This is a genomic window from Azospirillum sp. P4_B5, assembly GCF_056402275.1.
On the sequence record NZ_JBFUHT010000030.1, the window covers coordinates 21,252 to 47,785 of the forward strand.

At 68.9% G+C, this 26,534-nt stretch carries 19 protein-coding genes; 7 read left to right on the forward strand and 12 right to left on the reverse strand.

From position 1 onward, the window contains the following. Positions 1-26: 26 nt before the first annotated feature. Positions 27-1,472 carry a MocR-like pyridoxine biosynthesis transcription factor PdxR gene (gene pdxR, locus AC1DVI_RS21535; RefSeq protein WP_476959707.1) on the reverse strand — a complete coding sequence of 482 codons (1,446 nt, stop codon included), beginning with the start codon at positions 1,470-1,472 and terminating at the stop codon, positions 27-29. A gap of 439 nt (positions 1,473-1,911) precedes the next feature. On the opposite strand from pdxR, the gene AC1DVI_RS21540 reads away from it, so the two are divergent. Together AC1DVI_RS21540 and AC1DVI_RS21545 are read left to right on the forward strand one after the other, a co-directional pair. Then, positions 1,912-3,432 carry a bifunctional metallophosphatase/5'-nucleotidase gene (locus tag AC1DVI_RS21540; RefSeq protein WP_476959708.1) on the forward strand — a complete coding sequence of 507 codons (1,521 nt, stop codon included), beginning with the start codon at positions 1,912-1,914 and terminating at the stop codon, positions 3,430-3,432. 25 nt (positions 3,433-3,457) lie between these two features. Beyond that, complete coding sequence (locus AC1DVI_RS21545) at positions 3,458-5,920, forward strand: ATP-binding protein (protein ID WP_476959709.1); 2,463 nt, start codon at positions 3,458-3,460, stop codon at positions 5,918-5,920. Positions 5,921-5,945: 25 nt separating this feature from the next. Here AC1DVI_RS21545 and AC1DVI_RS21550 read toward each other — a convergent pair whose 3' ends face one another. Then, on the reverse strand, positions 5,946-6,278 hold the full coding sequence (locus AC1DVI_RS21550; RefSeq protein ID WP_145627440.1) for a DUF1491 family protein: 333 nt from the start codon (positions 6,276-6,278) through the stop codon (positions 5,946-5,948). Positions 6,279-6,344: 66 nt separating this feature from the next. Between AC1DVI_RS21550 and AC1DVI_RS21555 the strand changes: the two genes are divergently transcribed. Beyond that, positions 6,345-7,799: a tetratricopeptide repeat protein gene (locus AC1DVI_RS21555; RefSeq protein WP_476959710.1), complete on the forward strand. Its 1,455-nt coding sequence runs from the start codon at positions 6,345-6,347 to the stop codon at positions 7,797-7,799. Here the strand turns inward: AC1DVI_RS21555 and AC1DVI_RS21560 are convergent. Further along, on the reverse strand, positions 7,772-7,990 hold the full coding sequence (locus AC1DVI_RS21560; protein WP_476959734.1) for a hypothetical protein: 219 nt from the start codon (positions 7,988-7,990) through the stop codon (positions 7,772-7,774). The genes AC1DVI_RS21555 and AC1DVI_RS21560 overlap by 28 nt on opposite strands. A gap of 313 nt (positions 7,991-8,303) precedes the next feature. Here AC1DVI_RS21560 and AC1DVI_RS21565 point away from each other — a divergent pair, with 313 nt between their 5' ends. The 3 genes from AC1DVI_RS21565 to AC1DVI_RS21575 all read left to right on the forward strand — a co-directional run bounded on the left by AC1DVI_RS21565 (position 8,304) and on the right by AC1DVI_RS21575 (position 15,291). Then, a complete protein-coding gene (locus tag AC1DVI_RS21565; RefSeq protein WP_476959711.1) occupies positions 8,304-11,729 on the forward strand; it encodes a flagellar hook-basal body complex protein in 3,426 nt (1,141 codons plus the stop codon). Positions 11,730-11,821: 92 nt separating this feature from the next. Then, positions 11,822-13,228: a flagellar hook-associated protein FlgK gene (gene flgK / locus AC1DVI_RS21570; protein WP_476959712.1), complete on the forward strand. Its 1,407-nt coding sequence runs from the start codon at positions 11,822-11,824 to the stop codon at positions 13,226-13,228. Further along, a complete protein-coding gene (locus AC1DVI_RS21575; protein ID WP_476959713.1) occupies positions 13,225-15,291 on the forward strand; it encodes a flagellin N-terminal helical domain-containing protein in 2,067 nt (688 codons plus the stop codon). Before flgK ends, AC1DVI_RS21575 begins: the two co-directional genes overlap by 4 nt. A 103-nt stretch (positions 15,292-15,394) precedes the next feature. On the opposite strand, the gene AC1DVI_RS21580 is transcribed toward AC1DVI_RS21575, so the two are convergent. The 8 genes from AC1DVI_RS21580 to AC1DVI_RS21615 all read right to left on the reverse strand — a co-directional run bounded on the left by AC1DVI_RS21580 (position 15,395) and on the right by AC1DVI_RS21615 (position 23,780). Next, a complete protein-coding gene (locus AC1DVI_RS21580; RefSeq protein ID WP_476959714.1) occupies positions 15,395-15,880 on the reverse strand; it encodes a flagellar biosynthesis regulator FlaF in 486 nt (161 codons plus the stop codon). Positions 15,881-15,972: 92 nt separating this feature from the next. After that, positions 15,973-17,001, reverse strand: coding sequence for a glycosyltransferase family 9 protein (locus AC1DVI_RS21585; protein ID WP_476959715.1), 1,029 nt, complete (start codon positions 16,999-17,001; stop codon positions 15,973-15,975). Between the two features lie 16 nt (positions 17,002-17,017). Then, a complete protein-coding gene (lptF, locus tag AC1DVI_RS21590; protein WP_149166999.1) occupies positions 17,018-18,139 on the reverse strand; it encodes an LPS export ABC transporter permease LptF in 1,122 nt (373 codons plus the stop codon). A 120-nt stretch (positions 18,140-18,259) separates the two neighbouring features. Continuing rightward, positions 18,260-19,972, reverse strand: a complete 1,713-nt coding sequence (locus AC1DVI_RS21595; protein ID WP_476959716.1) for a methyl-accepting chemotaxis protein — start codon at positions 19,970-19,972, stop codon at positions 18,260-18,262. Between the two features lie 151 nt (positions 19,973-20,123). Beyond that, complete coding sequence (locus AC1DVI_RS21600) at positions 20,124-20,849, reverse strand: ABC transporter ATP-binding protein (RefSeq protein ID WP_476959717.1); 726 nt, start codon at positions 20,847-20,849, stop codon at positions 20,124-20,126. Continuing rightward, positions 20,849-21,838 carry a branched-chain amino acid ABC transporter permease gene (locus AC1DVI_RS21605; protein WP_476959718.1) on the reverse strand — a complete coding sequence of 330 codons (990 nt, stop codon included), beginning with the start codon at positions 21,836-21,838 and terminating at the stop codon, positions 20,849-20,851. Before AC1DVI_RS21605 ends, AC1DVI_RS21600 begins: the two co-directional genes overlap by 1 nt. Beyond that, positions 21,835-22,704 carry a branched-chain amino acid ABC transporter permease gene (locus AC1DVI_RS21610; RefSeq protein ID WP_476959719.1) on the reverse strand — a complete coding sequence of 290 codons (870 nt, stop codon included), beginning with the start codon at positions 22,702-22,704 and terminating at the stop codon, positions 21,835-21,837. The genes AC1DVI_RS21605 and AC1DVI_RS21610 overlap by 4 nt, the downstream gene beginning before the upstream one ends. A gap of 98 nt (positions 22,705-22,802) precedes the next feature. Then, positions 22,803-23,780, reverse strand: a complete 978-nt coding sequence (locus AC1DVI_RS21615; RefSeq protein ID WP_476959720.1) for a L,D-transpeptidase family protein — start codon at positions 23,778-23,780, stop codon at positions 22,803-22,805. Positions 23,781-23,854: 74 nt separating this feature from the next. Here AC1DVI_RS21615 and AC1DVI_RS21620 point away from each other — a divergent pair, with 74 nt between their 5' ends. Beyond that, positions 23,855-25,648: a tetratricopeptide repeat protein gene (locus AC1DVI_RS21620; RefSeq protein ID WP_476959721.1), complete on the forward strand. Its 1,794-nt coding sequence runs from the start codon at positions 23,855-23,857 to the stop codon at positions 25,646-25,648. A 73-nt stretch (positions 25,649-25,721) separates the two neighbouring features. Here AC1DVI_RS21620 and AC1DVI_RS21625 read toward each other — a convergent pair whose 3' ends face one another. Then, positions 25,722-26,519, reverse strand: a complete 798-nt coding sequence (locus AC1DVI_RS21625; RefSeq protein WP_476959722.1) for an ankyrin repeat domain-containing protein — start codon at positions 26,517-26,519, stop codon at positions 25,722-25,724. Between the last annotated feature and the right edge of the window lie 15 nt (positions 26,520-26,534).

Sequence of the window (26,534 nt, forward strand, 5' to 3'; positions counted from 1 at the left end):
CGGTCCCCCGGGTCAGCCATGCCGGGTCAGCCGTGCCGCTTCGCCAAGTCGATCAACCGGCGGCAGTCGTCGGACAGGCGCCGTTCCTGCAGGTTGGTGATGCCGAGAAGCAGACCACGGGGACGAGCGGCCTCCGGGCCATCGGCGTACCAGGGCGACAATGGCACCGGAGCGAGGCCGTCCGCCTGCGCCGCCGCGGCGATGTCGATGTCGCGACTGCCCGGTGGCAGGACCAGGCGAACCGACAGGCTCCCCGACTCCTCCACCGCCATCGGCGGCTCGGCACCCGCAGCGTCGCGCATTCCCGCCAGAAGCGCCTGCTGACGGACGGCGTAGAGCCGCTTCATCCGGCGCAGGTGCCGGAAATAATGCCCGCCCGCCATGAAGTCCGCCACCGCCCGCTGCATTCCTGCGGCCGGAGCCGGGGACAGGCAGGCGGCGGCCTCGCCGAACAGGCCGGCCAGCCCCGGCGGCACCATCAGGAAGCCGAGCCGCAGCGCCGGGCTGATCGTCTTGCTGAAGGTGCCGGCGTGCAGCACCCGCCCATCCCGGTCGAGGGAGGCCAGCGCCGGAGCGGCCCGGCCCTTCAGTTGCAGTTCGCTGAGATAGTCGTCCTCGACGATCCACGCCCCGGTCCGCGCCGCCCATTCCATTAGCGCAAGACGGCGCGGCAAGGTCATGGTCGCGCCGAGCGGCGCCTGCTGGCCGGGCGTCACCACGGCCAGACCCGCCGCCGGGGCGCGGGCGATTCCCGCATCCACGTCCATCCCGCCGCCGTCCGCCGGCACGGGGACCACGGTCATGCCGGCGAGGTGAAGGGCGCGGCGGGTCAGGGGAAAGCCGGGCTCCTCCATCCAGGCGGTGGTGCCGTCCAGCCGCAAGGCCCGAATCACCAGACCGAGCGCGCCGGAATAGCCCGCCGTGATGAAGATCTGCTCCGGCGTGCAGCGGATGCCGCGGGCGATGGCCAGCACGGCGGCGATCTCGCACCGCAATTCCGGATGGCCGCGAGGATCGGGATAGCCGACCGGAGCCGCCGCCGCGGCCCGCGCCGCCCGCCCGACGATCCGGGACCACAGCGTGAAGGGAAAGGCGTCCTGCGCCGGCACGCCCATCTGGAAGGGCAACGGCGTCCGCTCGACATTGGAGAACAACTCCAGGAAGGATGGAGGCTGGACTGGCCCGCCGGGGAGTGGCCCCGCCATGGCCCCCTCGGCCACCCGCGTCCCCGCGGCGCCCAAGCCGACCGCAAGCTGTTCGTCGATCAGCCGCTCGTAGGCATCGCGCACCGTCCCACGGGACACCCCGAGTTGCACGGCCAGATCCCGCCAGGACGGCAATCGCGCCCCGCCGGCCAGCCGCCCTTCGCGGATGGCATCGCGCAAAGCGGCATGGATTTGTGCGGACAGCGGAACCTTCGCGGTCCGGCTGAGGGCGATATCCAGGGTTTCCGGCGGCGACAGGACAGGCATGGGCCGCAGGATAGCGCAACCTTGCCCGTCCGCAATCCACCGCGAGCTCTCCGATTTCACGCCGGCTGGCCTCGGTATCCGGCGCGCCGCGGACGAAAAAAAGGCCGGAGCAACCGCTCCGGCCTTGAGTCTTGGGAGGAAACGCCCCGAGAATGGGCTGGCGGAGAATAGGGGCACCCCTTTCGAACTGGTATTACCAATGCGGAATGGGTGCGGTGCAACATCCGCATAGGCCGATAATTCCATGTAAAAAGTATGGCTTTTTGGTATTTCCGGTTTCCCCATCACGGCCGGCCGCGGTCCCTTCGCGGAACGGGGCGATTTGTCATCCTCGGTACAGCTTCACCACCGACGCGCGAACGCGCATAATCCGCCGCGGAACCGGGGGTGCGGCCCACGGCTGTGATGACCGCGCGGGCGCTGGATGGGGAACGACGGCATGGGATTCGGCAGGGGCGTCTGGCTGCGCCCGGTGTTCGCGCTGGTTCTCGGAATTTGGATTTGCGGACCCGCGTGGGCGGACTCCACCCGCTTCACCATCCTCTACGCCCACAGCACGACCGAGCTGGAGGATGTGCAGGGACGCGGCGGCATCGCCCGGCTCGCCACGCTGGTCCGGCAGGAACGGGCGGCGGGCGGCACCGTGCTGGTCCTGCACGGCGGGCAGGCGCTCGCCCCCTCCGTCCTGTCCTTCTACGACCAGGGGGCCCACGTCATCGACCTGCTGAACGGGGTCGGCATCGATGCCATGGCGGCACTGAACCGGGAATTCCATCACGGCGACGACGTGCTGATGACCCGCGCCTTCGAAGCGAACTTCCCCGTCGTCGTTTCCAACGCAGTGGACCGCCAGACCGGCAAGCCGCTGGACGGGCTGGAGGACCGGGCGATGCTCAACGCCGGGCCGCTGCGCGTCGGGGTGCTGGCCGCGGCGCCGGCGCGGACGGGGGAGATCACCCGCTCCCCGCGCACCGATTTCCAGCCGCCGGGGCCGGTCCTGGCGCGGAAGGGGAAGGAGCTGCGCAACGCCGGGGCCGATCTGGTGGTGGCGCTGACCGGCGATTCCGGCGGCACCCACCGCGAGGTGATCGCCTCCGGCGCCGCCGACATCGTGCTCTACCAGGACCGCGGGCGGGTGGTCGCCGTGGATTACGACGGCAAGACCCTGAGCGCAACGATCGAGCCCCAGGCCGCCTGGGTCCTGGCCCTGGACGTCACCGCGGAGAAGGTCACCAAGGACGGCGTCACGCGCACGGTGTGGAGCAGCGGCGTGCGCGCCATCGACACCGCCACCGTGACGCCGGAGCCGGCGCTGGACACACAGGCCAAGGCCTACCGCGCGCGGCTGGACAGCATGCTGGGCATGCAGGTGGGCCGTCTGGACACCCCCATCGACACGCGGCGCGAAGCGGTGCGCGCCAGCGAGAACGCTTTCGCCAACACCGTCGCCGATTCGCTGCGCGAGGCGATGGAGGCCGATGTGGCGCTGATCAACGGCGGCTCCTTCCGCGGCGACCGCGCTTATGCGGCGGGCACGGTGTGGACGCGCCGGGACATCCAGACCGAGTTCCCCTTCCACGACACCGCCGTGCTGATCGAGGTCACCGGGCAGCAGTTCCGCGACGCGCTGGAGTTCGGCTTCTCCGGCATCGAGCAGTTGCAGGGCCGTTTCCCGCACCTGTCCAACGCCCGCGTCACCGTGGATGCGTCGCGCCCGCCCGGCCAGCGGGTGGTGGCTCTGGCGGTGGGCGGCAAGCCGGTTGAGCCGGTGGCCCGCTTCCGGCTGGCCACCGGCAGCTACCTCGCCAACGGTGGGGACGGTTATGCGATGCTGTCCACCGCCCCCCGGCTGGTGGACGACCGCGACGCCGATTTCGTCTCGACCATCCTGGCCAGCCGGATCGCCCGCACGGGCAGCTTCGCACCGCGGCTCGACGGCCGCCTGACGGTCCAGCGGTAACCGCGGGATGGAGCCGACGGCCACGATGCCCCCACCCGCCGACCGCACCGACGCTGCCGAGTCCCTGCACCGGCGGCGGCGCGCGCGCGCCGGCATCGTGCTGCGCATCTCCATCGGTCTGACCATCATGACGATGCTGGTCCTGCTGGTCGGCGTCGTGTCGCTGTCCTCCTTCCAACTGTTCCGTGGGGAGGTGTCGGTCCTTTCCACCACCACCCTGCCGAAGGTCATCACCAGCGCGGAGCTGCGCGGCTCGCTCCAGAAGCTGGTCGCCCGCCTGCCCGTTCTTGCCGGGGCCGCCACCACCCCGCAGCGCCGGGCCATCTACGACGAGCTGATCAGCGAGCTGGAATTCCTGAGGAAGCTGGTCGAGCGCATGCGGGACCTCCACCAGCAAGGCGAGCCGGGCGGCGACGGCGAAAGCGACGAGTTGCGGCTTCTGGAGCAGGCCCAATCGACCCTGCTGATCCTGGCGGCGACGGTGGCCGACCTGAACGCCGAGGTCGACCGGCAGATCGAGGCCGGCGCCCGTCAGGCGGAGGCGATCCGCGCGCTGGCCCAACTCGCCGACGCGCTGGAACGGCTGCCGGGGGCGGAGCCCGGGACCGGACCGGCCACGGCGGCGCCCGGCGGGGGCGGGATGCTGGGCGCCTGGGCGGTGCGGGCGGGCGCGCTGATGGCGCGAGCCGCCGGGGCGATGCAGACGGATCATCTGAACCGGCTGCGGGTGGAGCGCCGCAACGCCGAGCACACGCTGGCCGAGTTGGGCCGTCTGGCCGCCGCCACGCCCGAGCCGGAGGGCTCCGCCATGGAACGCATCCGGGCCGACCTCGCGGCGATCCTGGTGGCGCCGGAGGGACTGTTCGACAGCTCCGCCGAACGGTTGCAGGCGCGCAACCGCGCCCAGGCGCTGTCCGGCCAGTCGCGCGTCCTGGTCGAGACGGTGGACCGCTTCACGCTGGCGCTGTTCGACGCCATCCACGACCAGTCCACCGACCGCACTGGCGATCTGGCGGCGCTGATCCAGGACCGCTCGCGCATGGTGATGGTGATGGGCGGCGCCTCCATCCTGCTGGCCATCCTCGTCCATCTGTTCTTCCGGCGCTTCCTGACGTCGCGGCTGGTCGCGCTGAACGGCGCGGTGCTGGCCCGCCTGTCGGGCAGCGACGCGACGGTCCCGGTGGAAGGCAACGACGAGATCACCGACATCGCCGCCTCCATCCGCTACTTCATCGACGAGATCGACCGGCGCCAGATGGACTTGGCCGACAACGAGCGGCGCTTCCGCGACCTCGTCGAAGGCTCCATCCAGGGCATCATCATCCACCGCGATTTCCGCCCGCTCTACGCCAACGACGCCTTCCTGCAGATGCTGGGCAGCAGCCTGGACCGGGCGCTGAAGGTGCGGTCGGTGCTCGACTTCATCGCCGAGGACAGCCGGCCGCTGGTCGAGGACAACTACCGGCACATCGTCGCCACCGGCCTGGCCAGCGAGCGGCGACGGCTGCGCGCCCGCCGGCTGGACGGGTCGGAGCGCTGGATCGAGCTGACCAGCCGCCGCATCGACTGGAAAGGAGAGACCGCCGTCCAGTCCATCGTCGTGGACGTGACCCGCGAGGTCGAGGCGGAGGCGGCGCTGCGCCGGTCCCGCGACGCGGCGGAGCAGGCGCTGCGCGAGCTGAAGGAGACCCAGGCCAGCCTGATCCAGGCGGAGAAGATGGCCTCGCTCGGCCAGCTCGTCGCCGGGGTCGCGCACGAGGTGAACACGCCCATCGGCATCACCATCACCGGCGCCTCGCAGCTTGCCGTGCAGTTCGAGGAGCTGACCCGCCAGCTCGCCGCCGGGGCGATCAAGAAGTCGGAGTTCCAGCGCTTCATGGCAGACGGCGGGGAAATGGCCCGGCTGATCCTGTCCAACAGCATGCGCGCCGCCGATCTGGTGCAGAGCTTCAAGATGGTCGCGGTGGACCAGTCGAGCGACGAGCGCCGCCGGTTCGAGCTGAAGACCTACATCGGCGAGCTGCTGCGCAGCCTGCGCCCGGCCTACAAGGACGTGGCCGGCCTGGACATCGGCCTGGACAGCCCCGACGATCTGGAGCTGGACGGCTATCCGGGCGCCCTGTCGCAGATCCTGACCAACCTCGTCCTCAACGCGCTGACCCACGCCTTCACGCCGCACCATCCGGGCCGGCTGACCATCGCCGCCCGCCTGCTGCCGCAGGATCAGGTGGAGCTGACGGTGGCCGACGACGGGCTGGGCATTCCCTCGGACATCCTGCCGAAGATCTTCGACCCCTTCTTCACCACCCGCCGGGGCAGCGGGGGCAGCGGGCTGGGGCTGCACATCGTCTACAACCTCGTCACCGGCACGCTGCGCGGCACCATCACGGTGCAGAGCATCCCCGGCGAAGGCACCCGCTTCACCCTGCGCTTCCCGCGCGTCACGCCGACGGCGGGGGCAAATGTGGGAAAGGCGGAGCTGGTGTGATCCGGCGTCGCTCCGGAGAGGGCCGTCAGCGCACCTCCCCTTCGAACCAGTGACGGCCCTTGCGGTCCTCGACCTCGATCACCCAGACATCGGGGTCGTAGCGGGTCTGGCGGGCGATGTAGGCGTCCGCCGTCGCCTCGTCCACCGGATCGGCGCCGGTGCCGCGCGACCAGCGCAGCCGCTCCTCGTCGCGCACCTGGACCAGCACGCTGAAGGTCCGGTCCAGCCGGTTCAGTTTCAGGATGACCGTGCCGCGGCTGGGGTCCCCCTTGCGAAGAACCATCATCGTGACGCCCTCGGCATCGGCGGCGCGGATGTGCGCCATCACCCAGAGGTGCGTCGGCAGACGGTCGTCCATGGAAATCCTCGTTCCGGGAAGGTCCGGGGGCTCGCCTTCGGCAAGGCCCCGGTGTAGACAACGGGCATGGCGACACTCCTGGACGTTCTCGACGCCGCCGTCAACCACCACATGGCCGGGCGCCTCGCCGAGGCGGCGCAGGATTACCGCGTCGTGCTGGCGGTGGAGCCAGCGCAGCCCGACGCCCTGCATCTGCTCGGCGTGGCGGAAGCCCAGCGCGGCGCCCATGCCGCGGCGGCGGCGCTGATCGCCCACGCGCTGCGCCTCCGCCCCGACGCGGCGTCGCCCTGGGCCAACCTCGGCGGCGCCCTGCGTGTGCTGGGCGACGCGGAGCGGGCCGACGCCGCGCTGACCCGCGCCCTGGCGCTCGACCCGTCCCTGGCCGACGCCCTGACCAACCTGGGTTCGGTGCGCCACGCGCTGGCCGACTACTCCGCCGCGCTGGCGTGGCTGGAGCGCGCGGAGCGGCTGCGCCCCGGCCATCCGGACACCGCGCTCAACCGCGGCGTCGTGCTGCGCGACGCGCGCCGCTTCGCGGAGTCCGACGCCTGCCTGGACGCCCTGCTGGCAGCAACGCCCGACCACGCCGACGCGCATCTGGCGCGCGCCGTCGGCCGGCTGGTCCGGGGCGACCTGCGCGCCGGATGGGAGGCGTTCGAGTGGCGCCCGCGCCGCCTGCCCGCACCGCCCTGGGCCGGCGAGCCGCTGGACGGCCGGCGCATCCTCCTGCACGCCGAGCAGGGCTTCGGCGACACCATCCAATTCGCTCGTTACGCCCCGCTGGTGGCCCGCGCCGGGGGCCGGGTGATCCTGGACGTGCACCCGCTGCAATTCCGTCTGCTGCGCTCGCTGGGGCCGGAGATCCAGGTGCTGGTGCGCGGCCCCGCCCCGGCGCCGCACGATCTCCACTGCCCGTTGATGAGCCTGCCGCGCGCCTTCGGCACCGATCTGGCGAGCATCCCCGCGCCTCCCGCCTATCTCTCCGCCGAAGCGGACGAGGTGGCGCGCTGGGGCCGCCGGATCGCCGAGGTTGATACGGGGACGGGGTCCGGACCCCGTATCGGCCTCGTCTGGGCGGGGAACCCGAATCACCGCAACGACCGCAACCGCTCCATCACCGTCGAGCGGCTTGCCCCGCTGCTCGACGCGCCGGGCCTCCGCCTGTTCAGCCTGCAGACCGGCGATGCCAAAGCGACCCGGCCCGCCGCCCTGCCCGACCTGACCGCGGGTGTCCGCGACTTCGCCGACAGCGCGGCCATCCTGGCGAATCTCGACCTCGTCATCGCGGTCGACACGGCGACGATCCATCTGGCGGGGGCGCTCGGCGTGCCGGCGTGGCTGCTGCTGCCCTACGCGCCGGACTGGCGCTGGCTGCTCGACCGTGCGGACAGCCCCTGGTACCCGTCGCTGCGCCTGTTCCGCCAGCCCCGCCCCGGCGATTGGGACAGCGTCCTGCGCGCTGTCGCCACGGAGCTGGAGCGGTTCGCCTCCGCTCAGTTGGCGCCGCAGAAGCAGTCGTAGGGATCGTCCCGGCTCCAGGCCGGGCGAGAATTCGCGGCCGGCAGCGCCGGCATCTCCGCCGCCAGCAGGGTGGCGTTGAAGGCGGCCACGTCGAAGAGCTGCGGGTCCGGCGGATCGAAGCGGAGTGGCACGCCGCTCAGCGCGTGTCCCAGAAGGGCAGCACCCAGCAACGGTATCAGAAGTTGCTCCACACGGTCCAAGCCGGCCTCCCCCAGCGGCCACACCGCCGGCGTGCATCCCGTTTCGCCTCCCCCGTTCTAGCGCAGCCCCCGTCCGCCCACGCCCTGTCCTTTGGTCATACCGGCTGGACGGGAGCTTTCTTCCCTCTCCCGCACAGGCTGCTAGGCCAATTTTTCCCAGCGCGCGGCAAAAACGGGACCGGCACGTCCTCCCGCCAAAATTCCCATTACAAAACAATGATCTAACAACGGTCGCACAGTTGGCACCGTCCTTGCTTACCCAGATGGCAACGATTTTTGCCCTTCCGTTTGGAGATCCCTGGCCATGAGCATCTTCGGTTCGATGACCACCGCCGTCCTCGGCCTGAGCGCGCAGTCGAAGGCCCTCGGTCACATCTCTGACAACATCGCCAACGCCTCGACGGTCGGCTACAAGCGGGTCAACACGGCCTTCGAGACGCTGGTGCTCCAGTCCAACGAGCGGTTGCACGCGCCGGGCGGCGTGACGGCGGCGCCCGTCTTCATGAACAACATCCAGGGCAACCTGACCCAGGTGCAGAGCCCGACCAACGCCGCCATCCAGGGCCAGGGCTTCTTCAGCGTGTCCAAGCTCAGCCGCGGCCTGACCGGCCCCGGCCAGCAGGGCGAGACGGTGCAGACCCAGACCGGCACGCTGAACGCCGACAACGTCTATTACACCCGCGTCGGCGACTTCGAGCTGGACAAGAACCGCTATCTGGTGAACAGCGCCGGCTTCGCGCTGAACGGCTGGATCGTCGACGACGTGACCGGCCAGCTGAAGAAGGACGTGGTGCAGCCGCTCCAGGTCAACACCCTGACCGACAAGCCGCAGTCGACCAACAGCATCACACTGGGCGCCAACCTGCCGGCCACCCCGACGCCGGGCGTGCCGATCCCGTCCTCCAGCATCCAGGTCTACGACACCCAGGGCAACGCCCGGACCATCCAGTTCAACTGGCGCCAGGACGCCGCCAACGCGTGGCGCCTGGGCATCGACGCGCCGGGCAGCTCGACGCAGCCGGTGGCCGGCTCCTTCGCCGGCGGTGCCGCCTCCATGGCGGCGGGCAGCCAGGTGTCCGGCGTGACGCCGGTGGCCCAGGTCAGCCAGGTGCTGGTCAACGGCACGACCTCCTTCCCGTCCTCGTCGGTCACCATCGGTGGCCGTACCAACTATTACCCGGATGGCACGTCGCAGGACAACATCCGGGTCGGCGACACCTACACCCTGAACATCAATGGCGGCCCCGCTATCACGGTCGCGGTGACCGCCGGGAACATCGGGAGCTATTCAAACTACCAAGATGTCGCAGCCGCCTTGATGGACCAGATCAATGCGCTGTCTCCTGCCCTCTACCAAGCCAGGCTGGACGACAAAGACAACCGTAGAATAATCGTCGAAACGACGGGAACCAACCCCACGCCGGTTGAGATTTCGGGGACCTTCAACAACACCACGCCACAAACCAGCACGATTAGCGGTCCCTCAACCAACTCGACCGGTTCGGTCAGCGGCGACCAGCGCAGCACCTTCACCTTCTCCACCGCCGCCATTGACGTTGGCGACGAGTTCCGCATCACGGTGGCTGGCACCGAGTTCAAGACGCGCGTCACCTCGGCCAACATCGGCACGCTGCTCAACGTCAACGGTGTGGTCGCCGATCTGGCCAGCCAGATCAACGCCGCCGTGCCGCCGCTGGGCATCAATGCCCTGATTGGCACGGCCACGGTTCCCCCCGGCACGGCCAACCAGCTCGTGCTGGACGGCACGGCAATAACGCAGACCTTCACGGCCACTTATGGCGTGACCAACGCCGACAGCCGCAAGAACAGCATCACCGCCTCCACGCCCGTGGACTACTCGACAATGACGGCGACCACCACCCAGCTCCCCGCCCCCGGCGTGGTCGAGATCACCCAGGTCGATTTCCCGACAGCAGCAAGCTTGAAGGTGCCGGACCAGTATGTCGTCAACGTGCTGGGGACCGAGTTCAAGACCAGCATTTCCTACTCGAACATCAACACACTGAAGGATATGGAAGGGGTCGTGGACGATCTGGTGACGCAGATCAACGGCGCCGGATTGGCAGTATCCGCTGCGCGCAACGCCGCGGGCGATCTGGTGCTGACGGCCATCAATCCTAATGATCCCCTGAACGTCAGCGCCAACAACCTGGACATCACCGCCACCGACAACGTGCGGGTCGGCGACAGCTACACCGTGCGGGTGGACGGCGTGCCCTACGCGGTCTCGGTGACCGCGGACAACATCCTGACCATGGGGACCTATGGCGGCATCGCCAACGCACTGGCGGCCCAGATCAACTCGGCCCGCCCGCAGGCGCCGGTCATCGCGTCGGTCGTGAACTCACAGTTGCAGGTCACCGCCCGCAACCCCGGCACGCCCTTCAAGATCGACCAGGAATACACATCGGGCGCGGCCTCCAACAATCAGGTGACCGGCCCGACGATCAGCGCGCCGACGGACGCGCGCGGCCAGCGCCAGGAGTTCTCCTATCCGCAGACGCAGATCGACATCGGCGACGTCTATTCGGTGTCGATCGACGGCACGCCGGTCTCGGTGAAGGTGGACAAGTCCAACTTCGGCAACTTCCAGGACATCAACGGCGTCCTGCAGGAGTTGGCCAACCGCGTCAACGCCGCCAACCTGAACGTCGTCGCCACCTCAACCGGCGGCCGGCTGACCCTCACCCACAACACCTCGACCACCGGCAAGTTCGAGGCGAAGGCCAGCATCCAGAACGCCACCGGCAGCTCCGGCACGCTGACCGCCTCCACCACCACCTCCAACGTGGCCGGGGTGCGGCAGTCGGAATCGGTGACGCTGACCGGCACGCCGGGCGACAAGGACGCCGAATACACGGTCATCGTCAACGGCTCACCGATCACCTACCGGACGACGGGTGAGGAAACCTCGATGGAGACCATCGCGGCCAGCCTCGCCAATCTGGTGAACAAGAACACCTCCCTGCCGGTGACGGCCAGCGCCGAGGGCAGCGTGCTGAAGCTCGTCGCCAAGTCGGCGAGCGGCGCCACCGCCGACCAGTTCACGCTGGAGACCGCCGCCCAGGCGGGCACCACGCCGGCGCACGTCCTGCTGAATTTCGGCACCGATCCCGACAATGTCGGCACCATCACCAGCGTCAGCACGGCCAAGGTCGGCACCGGCACGGCGGTGACCTCCGCCAACCAGGCGCTGGGGGCGGACGCCAACGTCACCTTCACGGTGGATTACGGCTTCGGTCCGCAGCAGATCACCCTGAACCTCGGCCAGATCGGCAAGTCGGGCGGCGTCACCCAGTTCGCCGGCAGCGAGATCAACGTGCGCGAGCTGGTGCAGGACGGCGCCTCGCGCGGCCAGTACAAGGAGGTGGTCTACGGCGACAACGGCGACGTGATCGTGAACTACGACAACGGCCGCAGCCGCACCATCGGGCGCATCCCGGTGGTCACCTTCAACAGCCCCAACGCGCTGCAGCGCGAAGCGGGCGGCGTCTACATCGAGACGGACGAAGGCGGCCGGCCGAACTTCAACGACCCCGACACCAACGGGGCCGGCGCGGTGGTCGCGAACAGCGTGGAATCCTCCAACGTGGACATCGCGGACGAGTTCACCAAGCTGATCGTCACCCAGCGCACCTACTCCGCCAACACCAAGATCGTCACGACCTCCGACGAGATGCTTCAGGAAGTCCTCGGGCTGAAGCGCTAAGCGCGGTCCTGAACCAACGGGCGGCCGCATGACCCGCGGCCCGCCCGGTCAACAGCAGACCGCTTTCCCCGTAGACGAAAGGTCCAACGGCCATGTCCCTCTTCGGCGCCCTCGGCAGCGCGACGGCCGGCCTCCGTGCGGTCCAGGCCCAGGTGAAGCTGGTCTCGGACAACGTCGCCCGCGCCGACGATCCCACCCGCACCCGGCACACCGTGTCGAACGTGCTGGATTCCAACGGGTTCGTCCTCACCTCCCAATACCGCCGCGAGGTCGATTCCGCCCTGCTCAGCCAGGTGCAGGACCTGACCGCGCGCGAGGGCTCCTCGGCCACCAAATCCTCCTACATGCAGCAGTTGGGCGACCTGCTGCGCACGACCAGCGGCAAGCCGCAGCTCAACGAATACGCCGAAGCCTTCCAGACCGCCTGGAAGGCGGTGGAAACCTCGCCGGAAAGCGAGGTGGCGCAGTACCAGCTCATCCAGGCCGCCGACACCTTCGCGCGCGAGATCAATCGCGTGTCCCAGGGCGTGGAGGACATGGACCGCGAGATCCAGGACGACCTCGGCCAGTCGGTCGGCGAGGTGAACCGGCTGCTGAAGGAAATCGAGAGCATCAACAACAACATCGTCTCGCTGCAGGGCTACGGCTCCGCCGGCAACGAGGTGGCCGACAAGCGCGACGGGCTGATCCGCGAGTTGAGCACCTATGTCGGCGTGCGCACGGTTCCCCGCCCGGACGGCCGCGTCGCCGTCTTCACCCCCACGGGGCTGGCGCTGGTCGACAGCCAGGCGGCAAATCTTTCCTACGAGGGCGGCAATATCAACCTGACGGTGGGCAATCAAGTCACCAACGTCAATCAGCACCTGAAGGAAGGCAAGGTCGCCGCGCTGATGAACCTGCGCGCCGACGGCTCCACCGCCAACCCGCCGCAGCCGGCCAGCGCCGACCCGACCAACGAGGTGATCCGCAAGCTGCGCTCGCAGCTCGACGCCTACGCGCAGATGTTCACCGGTTCGACCAAGCCGGGCGAGCCCACCAGCTTCCGCGACGCCTACGACCAGGCGAAGACGGTGCCGGGCGAGGAAGGCACGCAGTTCTTTATGGGCAACGACCGCTTCACCATCCACGTGAACGAGAACCTGCTGAACAACACGAAGAAACTGAAGAGCGCGGCCGTCAAGGACGTGGTCACCGCGCTCAGCGCCACCGGCCGGACCTTCCAGGCCGACGGGCTGAAGCTGGAGGGCGCGTCCTTCAGCTCCATCACCAGCAACATCACCGGCGGCTGGATGTCCGCGGCCAAGACCGCGATGGACAAAGGCTCGCTGGACAAGGACTCCCGCCAGATCCTGGAGGAGCGCTACCACGCGACGACCGGCGTCAACATCGACGAGGAAATCGCGAATCTGCAGCAGCTTCAGACCTCCTACGCCGCGTCGGCACGGGTCATGCAAGTGGCCAACACGATGTTTGACGCGCTGGAGGCGATCGTCCGATGAGCTCCATCACTCAAGTCAGCAGCTACGCCAAGTATCTTGGCCTGGTTCGCAACCTGACCAACGGCCAGAACAAGGTGGACACGCTCTCGGAGCAGTTGACCACCGGCAAGAAGTCCACCGACCTGAACGCCTACGGGGCGGAGACGCAGAAGCTGCTGGCCCTGCGCGCCGAGCTGACCCAGCGCGACGCCTATGTCCAGAACATCAACACCGCGTCGCCGCGCGTCAAGGCGACCGACACGGTGCTGAACAGCCTGGAAAAGCTGGCCACGGATTGGCAGAGCAGCAACCTGATGCCGTTCCAGCCGGGTCCGGCCAGCGTCACTTCGACCTTCAACAGCAATCCCGACGCGCTGAAGCTCACGGTCAACGGCGACAAGTCCACCTTCACCCAGAACGCCCGCTACACCGTGACCTCCATCCCCTCGAAGGATGGCGTCAACGGCTCGTTCGACGTGACGGTGACCGACGGGCTGGGCGGCAAGACCACCCGCACCATCAATCTGAAAACGGTCCCCCCCAGCGACGGCGGCGGCTACAACTTCAAGATCGATGGCGGCCCCGGCGAAGGTGCGGTGCTGAACCTGAGCTTCGACCAGCTCACCGCGGCGTCGAGCAGCAATTTCACGGTGAGCTGGCCGCAGGCCAACGACATGCGCGACCGGGTCGAAGGCGCGCTGCGCGACATCCAGCAGCTTCTGAACGAGCAGTTCGGCGACCGCTATTTGTTCGCCGGTTCGCGCTACGGCACGGAGCCGGTGGGCGACCTGCTGGCCCAGCCGCAGTCCAGCCGCGTGACGCTGAACGGGTCGATGGTCAACGCCGACGACTACTTCGAGGTGTCGATCGACGGCAAGCCCTTCGGCTATCAGGTCCAGCCGGGGGATCCGAAGACCGTCACCTTCGTCGCCAGCACGCTCAACAGCCTGATCCAGTCGGCCAACCCGAAGCTGCCGATCATCGCCTCCGCGGCCAACGGCGTCATTTCGCTGATCAGCGAGGACCCGAGCCAGAAGTTCGACGTGAAGGCCCGCGTCCAGAACTCGATGAGCATCGACAACTCGATGACGGCGCCCACGACCACCCAGCAGGCCACCCTGCCGGCGCCCGCCGGCACCGGGCTGAAGCAGATCGACAGCTTCGCGCTGACCGGCGACGGGGTCGACATCGGCGACACCTACGAAATCAACGTCACCGTCGGCGACCCGGACGACCCCTTCAACCGGAAATACTATTCGGAGCATCCGGACGAGCCGGAGGACCTGCCGCCCTACCAAAAATACACGGTCCGCTACACGGTCACGGAGAAGGACTACAACAACGGCGTCACCGACGTGTCGAAGGTGGCCGACATGCTGCGCGGCGAGTTCGCGAAGACCAGCCCGGTCCCGCCGGTGACCATCGACGCCGCCGGCAACGGATCGACCATCCAGTTGACCAGCGACACCACGATGGACCCGAACCATCCGTCGCGCGTGCAGCAGTTCACCACCTCGGTGCGGGCGGTCAACGGCCAGATCGACAACACGATCTCGGTCGCCACACTGCCCTCGCAGGCCGACGCCCTGACCGATGTGCCCTATGTGGACCCGCCGGACCTGCCCTTCTACGATTCGGAGTACATGTCGAACCGGAAGAACAGCAAGGCGTGGGACAAGGCCGCCGTCACCATCGACGACGGCCAGACGCTCACCTACGGCGTCACCAGCGACGACCGCGCCTTTCAGAAGCTGATCTCTGCCTTCCGCATGGCCCACGTCGCGGCGTCCAATCCCGGCAAGTACGAGGAGTACATCACCAAGTCGCGGGAACTGATGGCCCAGGCCAAGGACGAGGTGCGGTCGGTCCATTCCAAAGTGGCGTCCGACCTCGCGACGCTGGAGGAGAAGAAGACCGCCCACACCACCGCCTCGGCCACGGTGGTCGAGCGCATCGCCGGCATCGAAGGCATCGACGAAACCGAGGTGGCGGCCCGCCTGCGCACCTCCATGAACGCGCTGGAGGCCGCCTACACGGTCGCCGGCCAGCGCCAGAAGCTGTCGCTGCTGAACTACATCGCCTGAAGCGGCGATGGCTCCCTTCCCTTTGACGAGGGGAGGGAACGACCGCCAAACAAAAAACCGGCGCCCCGAAGGGCGCCGGTTTTTCTTTTGAAGCGCTCGGGCCTCAGATCGAGATTCGCAGCGATTGGCGCGGCGGCTGTCCGTCCGGAGCGGAAACCGGCGGGGCCATCTGCGGTGCCATCGCGGGACGCGCCGCCTGCGGAGCCGGCTCCGGTTGTCCCTGGACGGGCACGTCGGGGCGGGCGGTCAGGCCGCTGGCCACCGAACGGTTGATGCTGATCAGCGTCTCCAGCTTCGACACGTCCAGGTCGACCAGCCGGGCAACCGTCTCGCGGTCGACCAGCAGCGACAGGGCGGCGATGTTGGTCCGCACCTCCGGCGGGTGGCCGCAATCCTCTTCGGTCATCGCGGCCTGGAAGATCGTCCACAGGCGCTGGTTCAATTGCAGGGCGGCGCAGAGCGCCTCCTCGTTCACGGGGCTGCGCCCGGCATCGATCAGGCGTCGCGACGCCTCCGCCAAAGCCCAGGCCTCGACATCACGGGGATTGTCGGAAGTCGGCTTGTTCGCGTATGTCGGTGTCGGCTTCATTCCAAACCCTCGGGACAGGCCGCCGGACAGAGCAATGCTGAATCAGGTCCGGACCAAAAGGATTGTCAGCGATCCTTCAATCCTTGTCAACTTTAGGGACCTGTCTCCGGTGATTTGCAAGGATTTGTCACGACTTCGCGGCAGTCCGGCATTAGAGGAGCCGGCATTGTGGAGCCCGGCGTCGCTGGCCCGAGCAATTCACCCGCCGCCTGTTCGACCGCCTCCACGGAAATACCGTCCATCAGGCCGGTGGCCTGCGGATCGGCCTTCTGACGGGCCAGCAACTCGGACCGCGGAATCCGGCTGATGACGGTGCGCGCCGCCACACCCCAGGGGCCGTATGTCTCCGGGAAGCCCGGCCCGAACAGCCCGACGGTCGGCGTGCCGGCGGCGGCGGCGATGTGCATCAGCCCCGAATCGTTGCCGATGTAGAGCGCCGCCCGGCGCACGCAGGCTGCCGCGGCCATCGGATCGGTGCGCCCGGTCAGGTCGATGGCCCGCTCCCCCAGCGCCTCCAGGACCGGCCGGGCGCGCTCGCGCTCCGGCCCGGCGGCCAGCACGGCGACGCGATGGCCGGACAGCCGGCCACCGGGACCGGTCAGCCGCGTTGCAAGCTCGGCGAAGCGGTCCGCCGGCCATTCCTTGCCGGTCCAGTTCGCGGTCGGGCCGATCGCCAGAAACGGCTCCGCGCCGCCGGGCAGCAACCGGTCGGCCTCGGCTTCGGCCGCCGCGTCGATCCACAGGCGGGGGGATGGCGGCGGGGACAGGCCCAACACCCGCCCGATCTCCTCCACCTTGTGGAGATGCGGGGCGCGGGCGTGGAAGAAACGGCGCTTCGCCAGGACGAGACGGCCGACCGCGGAGTTGCGCAAGTCCACCACCAGATCCCAACGCGTGCCGGCGCAGGCCCGCCACAGGTCGAACCAATGCCGCGCCCAGGCCCGCTTCGGCATGGGAATCAGCCGCTCCAACCTCGGCACGGAGCGGAACAGCGGGGCCGGAAGCGGGCCGCAGGCGATGGTCAGCGCGGCGTCCGGGTGCAATGCCGTCAGATGGGCCAGCAGGCCGGTTGAGAGGACCGCGTCGCCGAGACGATTGGAGGTGATGTACAGGATGCGCAAATGCCGGCCCGCCCCCTCAGCCCGTCGCCGCTTTGCCGCCGGGCGGCACGCGCGGCCGGAGGTTGCGCGACAGAATCCAGGCCGCCGGCGCCAGCGCCGCCACCGGCAGCACATACATCAACGGCACCAGCATGCTCACCTTGGCGGCGAAGCTGGACAGGCCGAGGACGGCCGACTGGATGGCCATCACCACCAGCACCGCGGTGGTCACCCGCACCGACTGGCCGCGCCGGTTGAACTCGCCCGACAGCAGGCAGGCCAGCGCCACCATGGTGTAGGCCAGCGCCAGCAGCGGCGAGGACAGGCGGTGATGCAACTCCGCCAGCAGATCCCGCATCATCTTCGGGTCCCCCGCCATCTGAGGCGGCGGGTGCAGCAGCTCGTCGGTGGAGCGTTCGCGCGCGTCCGGATAGCGTTCGCCGCTGGCGCTGCTCAGCACCTTCAGATCCACCGCATAACGCTCGAAGAAGAGTTGGGACAGCCGGCTGGTCTTGCGGTCCAGTTCCTGCCGATTGCCGTTGTAAACCACGAAGCGCGCGCCCTCCGCACCGGTCAGCATCACCGCCCGCTCGCCGATGATGGTGACCGGCTTCTCCGGGATGCGCCCGTCATGGATGATCACGTTGTGCAGGTTGGCCTCGCTGTCGCGTTCGCCCACGAAGACGCTGAAGCGGTCGCCCACCTCGTTGAACACGCCCTCGCGCAGGAACAGCTGCGAATAGTCGCTGCGCACGGCGTATTCCATGCGCACCAGCTCCTGATGGGCGGCGGGCGTCAGCCACAGGTTCAGCACATAGACGACCACCGTCACGCCGAAGGCCAGCAGCATCGCCGGAGCGGCCAACGCGAAGGGGCCGACGCCGGCGGCGCGCATGACCACCAGCTCGCTGTCGGCCGCCAACCGATTGTAGGTGAACAGCACCGCCCCGACCAGCGCCAGCGGCAGCACGATGCCGAGGAAGGTCGGCACCGTGAGGACGAGCAGCCACAGGAACACCCGCATCGGCGCCCCGGCCTCCACCACCATCTCGATCAGCCGCAAGGACTGGCTCAGCCAGATCGTCAAGGTCAGGCCGGCCGTGGAATAGAGAAGGGCGATCAGAAGATTGCGGAAGAGATAGCGTTGCAGTCGGTTCATGTGCTTGCGTCACGGGGAAGCCCGGCGAGAAGCTGACGGGCTCGGGCGTCCGGGTCAAGTGCTGATCTGGAAACCGACCCGGCGCGTCGAACTTTTGCTCGGCGAGCCGCCCCCGCGCCGTCAGGCCGTGCGCACCGCCGACAGGAACACCTCCACCTTGCTGCGCAGCCCGTCCGCCTGATCGGACAGCGATCCGGCGGCCTCCAGCACGTTGCGGGCGGCGCTGCCGGTCTCGCTGGCCGCCCGGTTCACGTCGGCGATGTTGGACGTCACGTCGTGCGTGCCGACCGCCGCCTGCTGAATGTTGCGGGCGATCTCCCGCGTCGCCGCCTGCTGCTGCTCCACCGCCGCGGCGATGGTCGAGGCGACCTCGCTGATTCGCCCGATGGTGCCCATCACGTCGCCGATCGACGCCACCGCCCCCTCGGTCTCGCTGCGGACGGAAACGATCTTCGCGGCGATCTCGTCGGTGGCGCGGGTGGTCTGGTCGGCCAGCGCCTTCACCTCCGCCGCCACGACGGCGAAGCCCTTGCCCATCTCGCCGGCCCGCGCCGCCTCGATGGTGGCGTTCAGCGCCAGCAGCCGCGTCTGGGAGGCCACCTGGGTGATCAGGTCGATCACCGCGACGATCTCCGCCGAGGCGGTGGCGAGGCTGCGCATCGCCTGGTCGGCGCGTTCGGCCTTGTGCACCGCCTCGTCGGCGATGGCCGTGCTGCTGGCAACCTGCCGCCCGATCTCCTGCACCGAGGCGGCCAGTTCCTCCGTCGCGGTGGCGACGGTCTGCACGTTGGCGCTGGCCTGCTCCGACGCGCCGGCCACGGTCACCGACTGGCGGGAGGTCTGCTCCGCCGTTGCGGCGAGCTGGCTGGCCGTCGCCTTCATCTGCACCGCGGCGGCGGAGACGGAGCCCAGCACGGCCGCCGCCTCGCGGTCGAATCGGCCGGTCAGCTCCTCGATGGCGCGGGCGCGGCGGCTGCGGACGTTCTGCTCCGCGTGCTCGCGCTCCGCGGCCTGCCGCGCGGCGATCATGTTGTCCTTGAAGACCAGCACGGCCTTGGCCATCTGCCCGATTTCGTCGCCCCGCCCGGTGGCCGGCACATCGGTCGCGGAGTCGCCGTCGGCCAGCCGGCGCATCGCCTCCGTCATGGCGCCCAGCGGCCGCACGATGGAGCGCGAGGTCAGCAGGACCGCCGCCGCCGCGATCAGCAAGCCCAGGGTCAGCAGAACCGCCTGCACCATCACCAGACGGTCGGCGCCCTGGATCATCCCCGCCGTGTCGGCTTGCAGCAGAGCGCGCTGGCGCGGGATCAGGCCGCTGGCATCGTTCGACCGGGCGTCGCCGACCAGCAGGCTCATCACTTGGTTGGCGCGTGGGATCGCGTCGTCGTTCAGGGAGTTCAGCGCGCCCATCTGGTCGCCGATGGTGCCCAGCGATTCGGCCATATCCTGATCGCGGCGCAGATGGTCGAGCAGCGGTTTCACCGCATCCCAGATGGCCCGCACCTGCGGGTCGGTCCAGCGCGGCGACAGCCCGTCCAACTCCTGGCGCAGGGCGTCGATGCGGTCCCAGGCGACGTTGCGCTCCTGCTTCAGGTCTTCGCGGTTGGTCAGCAGGTAGCCCTGCATGGCCGCGTTGGTGGCGGTGACCGCCGCGACGATGCCCTGCCCGGCCAGCGCCGTCGGCATGCGGACATCGGCCACCAAGCGGCTGAGCGTCTTCCCACTGTCGGTCAGGAGCAGGCCGGTGCCGACCGTCACCACCAGCACCGCGATCACCGCCGCGAAGCCGATGGTCAGCCGCTGGCCGATCCGCAGATTCCCGAGTGCCTTCATTCGTTCCTCCCGTGCAGCACCCTTTTCGGACACTTCTTTTTCGACCGGGCGTTGCGGTTCCGGCCGCTACCCCGAGGGCGGAACGAATGATGGACCAACAAACATTAATGGAGTGTTTCCGGTGTCGATGCCGCCCGTTGCGAACGGTTGGTCAAAGATCCTCGGCGCCGAGGTACGATTCGATCACCTTGGGGTTGGCCACAACCTCCGCGGGCAGGCCGTCGGCGATCTTCTCCCCGTGGTCCAGCACGACCACCCGGTCGGACAGGGCCATGACGGCGCGCATCACATGCTCGATCATCAGGATCGTCATGCCCTCCTGCCGGTTCAGGTCGCGCAGCACCTCGACCATGCGGTCGACCTCGGTCGGGCGCAGGCCGGCCAGCACCTCGTCCAGCAGCAGCAGGATCGGACGGGTGGCAAGCGCGCGTGCGACCTCCAGCCGCTTGCGGTCCGGCAGGGTCAGGCTGCGCGCCGGACGGGCGGCCTGATCGGCCAGGCCCAGCCGGTCCAGCAACGTCCGGGCGTGGTCACGCGCCGCCGCCACCGACCGTTCGCGGGCCAGCGCGCCGACCACCACGTTCTCCTCGACCGACAGCTGCCCGAACGGCTTGACGATCTGGAAGGTCCGGCCGATTCCCGCCGTGCAGATGCGGTTGGGTTTCAGCCCGGTGATCGGCGCGCCCTTCAGATGCACCCGCCCCTCGTCGGGTGGGAAGACCCCGGCGATCAGGTTGAAGGTGGTCGTCTTGCCGGCGCCGTTCGGCCCGATCAGCGCGACGATCCGGCCCTCCGACACGGAGAAGCCGACGTTGGAGACGGCCTTCAGCCCGCGGAACCGCTTGGACAGGCCCTCGACCTCCAGAAGCTCCGCCATCACGCGTCCTCCCCGGGGCGGCGGACGAGGCCCAACCGGTCGGCCAGCCACGGCCACACCCCGTCCGGGCGGTAGACGACGATCACCACCAGCGCCACCCCGTAGAACAGCTGCTTCAGGCCCGGCAGGTCGAAGCCGGTCGCCTCGATCAGGAAGGTCAGCAGCTCGCCCAGCGGAGTCAGGATGAAGGCCCCCAGGATCGGCCCGATCAGCGTGCCGATGCCGCCGACGATGGCCGGCAGGATGATCTCGATGGAGCGGCCCATGGAGAAGACCTGCTCCGGGAACAGGTTGTTGAAGTAGAAGGCCTGGAACACCCCGCCCAGCGCCGTCAGGGCGGAGGACACGGCCACCGCGGCGATGCGGGCGCGGAACAGGTCGACGCCCACCGCCTCCGCCGCCTCCGGCTCCTCGCGCACGGCCAGCCACTGGTAGCCGAGGCGGCTGTGCAGCAGCACCCGCGAGAGGGCCAGCGCCACCAGCACCAGCGCCAGGATCACGTAGTAGAACAGCTCCGGCGAGCCGCGCAGGTTCAGCAGGTCGTTGCCGGCGTCGCCTGCCACCGGGATGAAGAAGCCGCCCGAGCCGCCGAACCATTGCAGATGGTCGAAGCCGATGCGCGCGACCTCGGCGAAGGCGATGGTCAGCAGCGCGAAATGCACCCCGCGCACGCCGAAGCGGAAGCCCAGGAAGCCGATGAAGCACCCGGCCGCCGTCGCCGCCAGCATGGCCACCCACATCCCCGCCCAGGGGCCGATCCCGAAATGCACGAACAGCGCCGCGCTGGCATAGGCCCCCAGCCCGACATAGAGCGCGTGGCCCAGCGACAGCAGGCCCGAGAAGCCCATCATCACGTTCCACGCCTGCCCGACATAGGCGAACCACAGCACCGTGGTCAGCACCGACAGGACGTAGCGGTCGGCGATCATCGGCGCGGCCAGCAGCAGCGCGCCGCACAGCGCCAGAAGAGCGATCCCGCGCCCCGTCACGACCGTTTCCCGAGCAGGCCCTGCGGGCGCAGCAGCAACACCACGATCAGCACACCATAGCTGAAGAGGGATTTGAGCGAGGGGTCGAGCAGGAAGCCGGCCATCGCCTCCGAAAAGCCGATCAGCATGCCGCCCAGCAGGGCGCCCGGCAGGCTGCCCAGCCCGCCGACGATGACGATGATGAAGCTCAGCAGCGTGTATTCCGGCGCCAGCTGCGGGCGGGAATCGACCAGCAGCGTCATCAGCGCGCCGGCGATGCCGACCACCCCGGCGCCGATGCCGAAGGTCAGCGCGTAGAGCCCGTCGATGTTCAGCCCGACGACGCGGGCGCCCAGCGGGTTGTCGGCGCAGGCGCGGATGGCCTTGCCGGTGCGGCTGAAGCGGAAGAAGGCGAACAGAACCGCCGCCACCACGATCGCCCCGGCCCCGGCGCGCAACCGCACCGCGTCGAGCAGCAGCGGCCCGATCTCCACCGTGTCGAAGCTGTAGGGCACCATGACGTTGCGCGAATCCGGTCCGAACAGCATCAGCATGGCGTTCAGGATGATCGTCGCGATGCCCAGCAGCAGGATGAACTGCATGTGCTCCGGCCGCTCCACGAAGCGGTTGACCAGCCCGCGCTGCAGCACCCAGCCGAAGGCGAACAGCACCGCCGCCACGACGGGCGCCGCCAGGATCGGGTCCAGCCCGAGCAGGCTGGCCAGCAGCACGGCGCCGTACATGCCGGCGACCATCATCTCGCCATGCGCGAAGTTGACCACGCGCACGACGCCGAAGATGACCGACAGGCCGAGCGCCGCCAGCCCGTAGACCAGTCCGGTCAGCAGGCCCGATGCGGCGATGTTCAGGTAATAGTCAAACGGCATGCACGATTCGCCCTTGGGAGAGCCCCGGATGGCCAAGCCTGAGCGGCGTAGCAGTCCTTCGTAGTCGTGACAAGTTTCCTGTGCGGATCCGACGGCGATCAGCGGCGCTTTGCCTCCTCCAGCCGCACGGTCAGAGCGTCGCTCAGGCAGGCCCGCGCGGCGGCGGCGACGGCCGGATCCTCCTCCATGCCGCGGCGGACCCAGCAGCGGGCGGTGATGCGGTCGTCAAAGCGCCGCTCCTCCTGAAGCAGCGCGTAGGCCGCGGCGTCGCGGCGCTCCGCCGGCAGAGTGGCGAGGTGGCGCTGGTGCAACCCGCGCGCCCGCCCGTCCAGTGCGGCGAGGTCCGGCACCGTGCAGATCATCCGGCGCAAGGGCGCGCCGGCCGTGGCGCAACGCGGATCGGCCACGATGGGGAGCGGCGGAGGCGCAACCTTCGGAAGCGGGGACGGTGGCGGGGCGGGAGTTGGAAGCCCCGCCGGAACGGCGACCGCAATGGAGGGTTGCAGTTCCGGGACGACGGCCGGCCCGGAGACGACGCGGACGGGGGTTCCGACCGTCACCATCTCGAACAGGGTGGCGATGTCGGCGGGCAGCATGCGGAAGCAGCCGCCGCTGGCCCGGCGGCCCACCGAATCCGGCTCGTTGGTGCCGTGGATGGCGATGGCCGTCCAGCCGAGGTCGAGCGCGAATTTGCCCAGCGGGTTGGACGGTCCCGGCGGCACCGACGCCGGCAGTGCCGGGTTTTCCCGGCGCTGGTTGGCGGTGGGGCGCCAAGTCGGGTTGCGCCGCTTGCGCAGGACTTGGCTGTCCCCCAGCGGAATCGCCACGCCGGACCGCCCGATGGCGACGGGGAAGGAGCGCGGCGGACGCCCCTCCTCCAGCAGATGGAGCCGGCGCTCCGTCAGGCTGATGACGATTCGCCGTGCCAGAGGGGTTTCGGTGGTGGTTTCGGTGGTGGTTTCGGTGGTGGCGGCGCGGTCCTGGGCGCGTGGAGTTTCGGGCGAAACAAGCGCGAGGGCAATCGCCAGGGTTGCCGTCGGGACAAGATGCCACAAGAATGTCGCGGTGCGCTGCATGGGAAAAGTTCAGCGCATCCGCCCTAAAAGCGCGTAAACATGCCGTCAGGGACCAAGCAGCAGGAACGCCGACCATGGACACCATCGAACAGACGCTGGCCGTTGCGACCGAACACCACCGCGCCGGCCGCACCACGGAAGCGGAACGCCTGTACCGCGAGGTGCTGGCGGCGTCGCCCGGCCATCCGGACGCGTTGCACCTGCTTGGCGTCATCGGGCTGCAGGGCGGGCGTCCGGCGGAGGCGGTGGACCTGATCGGACAGGCGGTGGCCGGCGACCCGACCTCACCCCTGCTGCACGCCAATCTCGGCCACGCCCTGCACGCCACCGGCCAGCCCCGCGACGCGGCGGTGAGCTTCGCCCGCGCCCTGACCCTGCTGACCAACGAGGGCGAAGGCTGGGGCAACGTGAGCGCGCTGGCCGGGCTGATCCGCCGCTACGATGACGAGACCCGCCGTGCCGCCGCCCAGGAGGTCGATGCGGGCTACGCCATGGGCGACGTGATGCGGCGCCATTCGCTGCTGTTCTGGCTCGATGGCGACGTCGCCCATTACGAGGCTCTGACGGACGCCGTCCTGGAAGACCCGATGCGCTTCACCGTGCCGTCGATCCATTACGCCTTCTGGGGCATGGCGATGCAGCTCTTCCAGGGCGCGGCGCGGCGCGGCGATGCCGGCGCCTTCCACACCGGGAACCTTACCGATTACTACCGTCTGATGGTGGACGAGACGGCGCTGCGCTACCACCTGCGCCGCCGCATGAAGCGCGCCACGCCGCGCGACGAGGTCAAGCGGATCGCCCTGATCACCAACCAGATGCTCGGCGCCGGGCACCAGCCCACCGCGGACGCCTTCGACTTCGCCCGCCGTCTGCAGGACGAGTTCGGGCGCGAGGTGGTCATCATCAACCCCAACGCCATGGCGATCACCGGCGAGAACGGTTTCGTCCCCGAGTATTCCTACAACATCACCGAGGAGTACGACGGGGAGCAGGTCATCGCCGCCTTCGGCGCGCGGGTCCGCATGATGTCCTTCCCGCAGAAGCGCTTCGACGAGGAGAAGGTGAACGCCATCGTCGATTACGTGGACGGCTTCGACCCCGACGTCATCGTCGCCTTCGGCGGGTCCAACGTGGTGGCCGACCTGTTCTCCGGCGCGCGCCCGGTGATCTGCCTGCCGACCTCCTCCGGCCTGCCGCTGTCGATGGCCCGGCTGGTGCTGGGCTATGGCGAGGCCGACACCACCCAGGGCTGGCCGGCGGACATGGCGGAGCGTTTCCGCCCCTTCTCCTTCGGCTGGACCCTGCCGCCCGCCGGGCCGGAGCGCAGCCGCACCGATTTCGGCGTTCCCGAAGCCGGGCCGCTCTTCCTCGTGGTCGGCAACCGCCTGGACCAGGAGGCCGGTCCGGACTTCCTGACGCTGGTCGACTCGCTGCTCGACCGCCTGCCGGAGGCCCGCATCGCCGTCGCCGGCGGCGTGGAATCGCTGCCGCAGCGGATCGCCGCCCTGCGCAACGCCGACCGCGTCCACACGCTGGGCGACGTGGACGATGTGCGGACGCTGCACCGCCTCGCCACCGCCTACCTGAACCCGCGCCGCCAGGGCGGCGGCGGCAGCGCGGCCTTCGCGCTGGCCGACGGTGTCCCGGTGGTGACGCTCGCGGCCGGCGACGTGGCGACCGTCGCCGGGCCGGCCTTCACCGTGGCCGACGACGCGGCCTATCTGGAGCGCGCCGCCGCCCTGGCCGGCGACGCCGCCTTCCGCGACCGGCAGTCCGCCGCGGCCCGCGCCCGCTTCGCCGCGGCCGGCGATCGCCGGGCGTCGGTGGAACGGCTGCTGGCCTACGGGCTGGAAGCCCAGACGGCGTAAGGGGAGCAAGGCGGGATCGTCGGCACATCGCCGGCATTCCCGCCTTGCGGACTCCCCCTCGCCCCCAAGGTGATTAGGGCCAGCGTCCCGTCTTCTCGCACTCCTGGGCGTCGTTTGCCGCTCTGATGCGACAGTAACTTCCAGCACCACCCGTGTCGCACAGGCGCGTCGCCTCGTGATACATACGCGTGCAATAGTTATCTTGTGCTGGTTTGGGACCGGCTTTCTTCGCACCGCCTAGAAACGCTCGCACATTGGCGTCGGAAGTAAGCTGAGCGGCTGTTTCTCCATTGTTGTTTCGTGCTCGTTGATCAGCGCCGCGTCCGACCAGATATTGCACGCTCTTCAGATTGCCTTTCCAAGCGGCAACCATCAGCAGCGTCCATCCATCGCTATTCCGGGCGTTTATATCCAGCCCCGAGTCAAGAAGCCGCGCCAACTCATCCTGCTGGTTGTACTCGATCGCCCAGCGTGCTTCCGTCCAGGCTTTCGCCGGATCGAATGCCGGCAATCCGCCGCCTCCGCCAACAGCCATCGTTTCGGTCAGCATCCGCTTGATCTGAGCGGAACTGGTAACGTCGAATGCTGTCTTGCCGTAGTTGGTCTTGATCGTAGGGTCAGCCCCACGGTTAAGCAACAGGCGCACAAAGGCGGGCTTGCCTTGCTCGGCTGCGATGTGCAGCAGAGTCCAGCCGTCACTGTTTTGGGTGTTGATATCGACTCCTTGCTCAAGGAGAGCGATCAGGCTCCGGTCGTCCTTCTGCCACATTGCAGAGTTGAGAGCACCGTACAGGTCATCCCAGTCATCGGCATACACAGGTGCACTGTTGAGGATAATCGCCGACAGCACGGCTGCTACCAGGAATTTCATCGCGTCCCCTTGGAG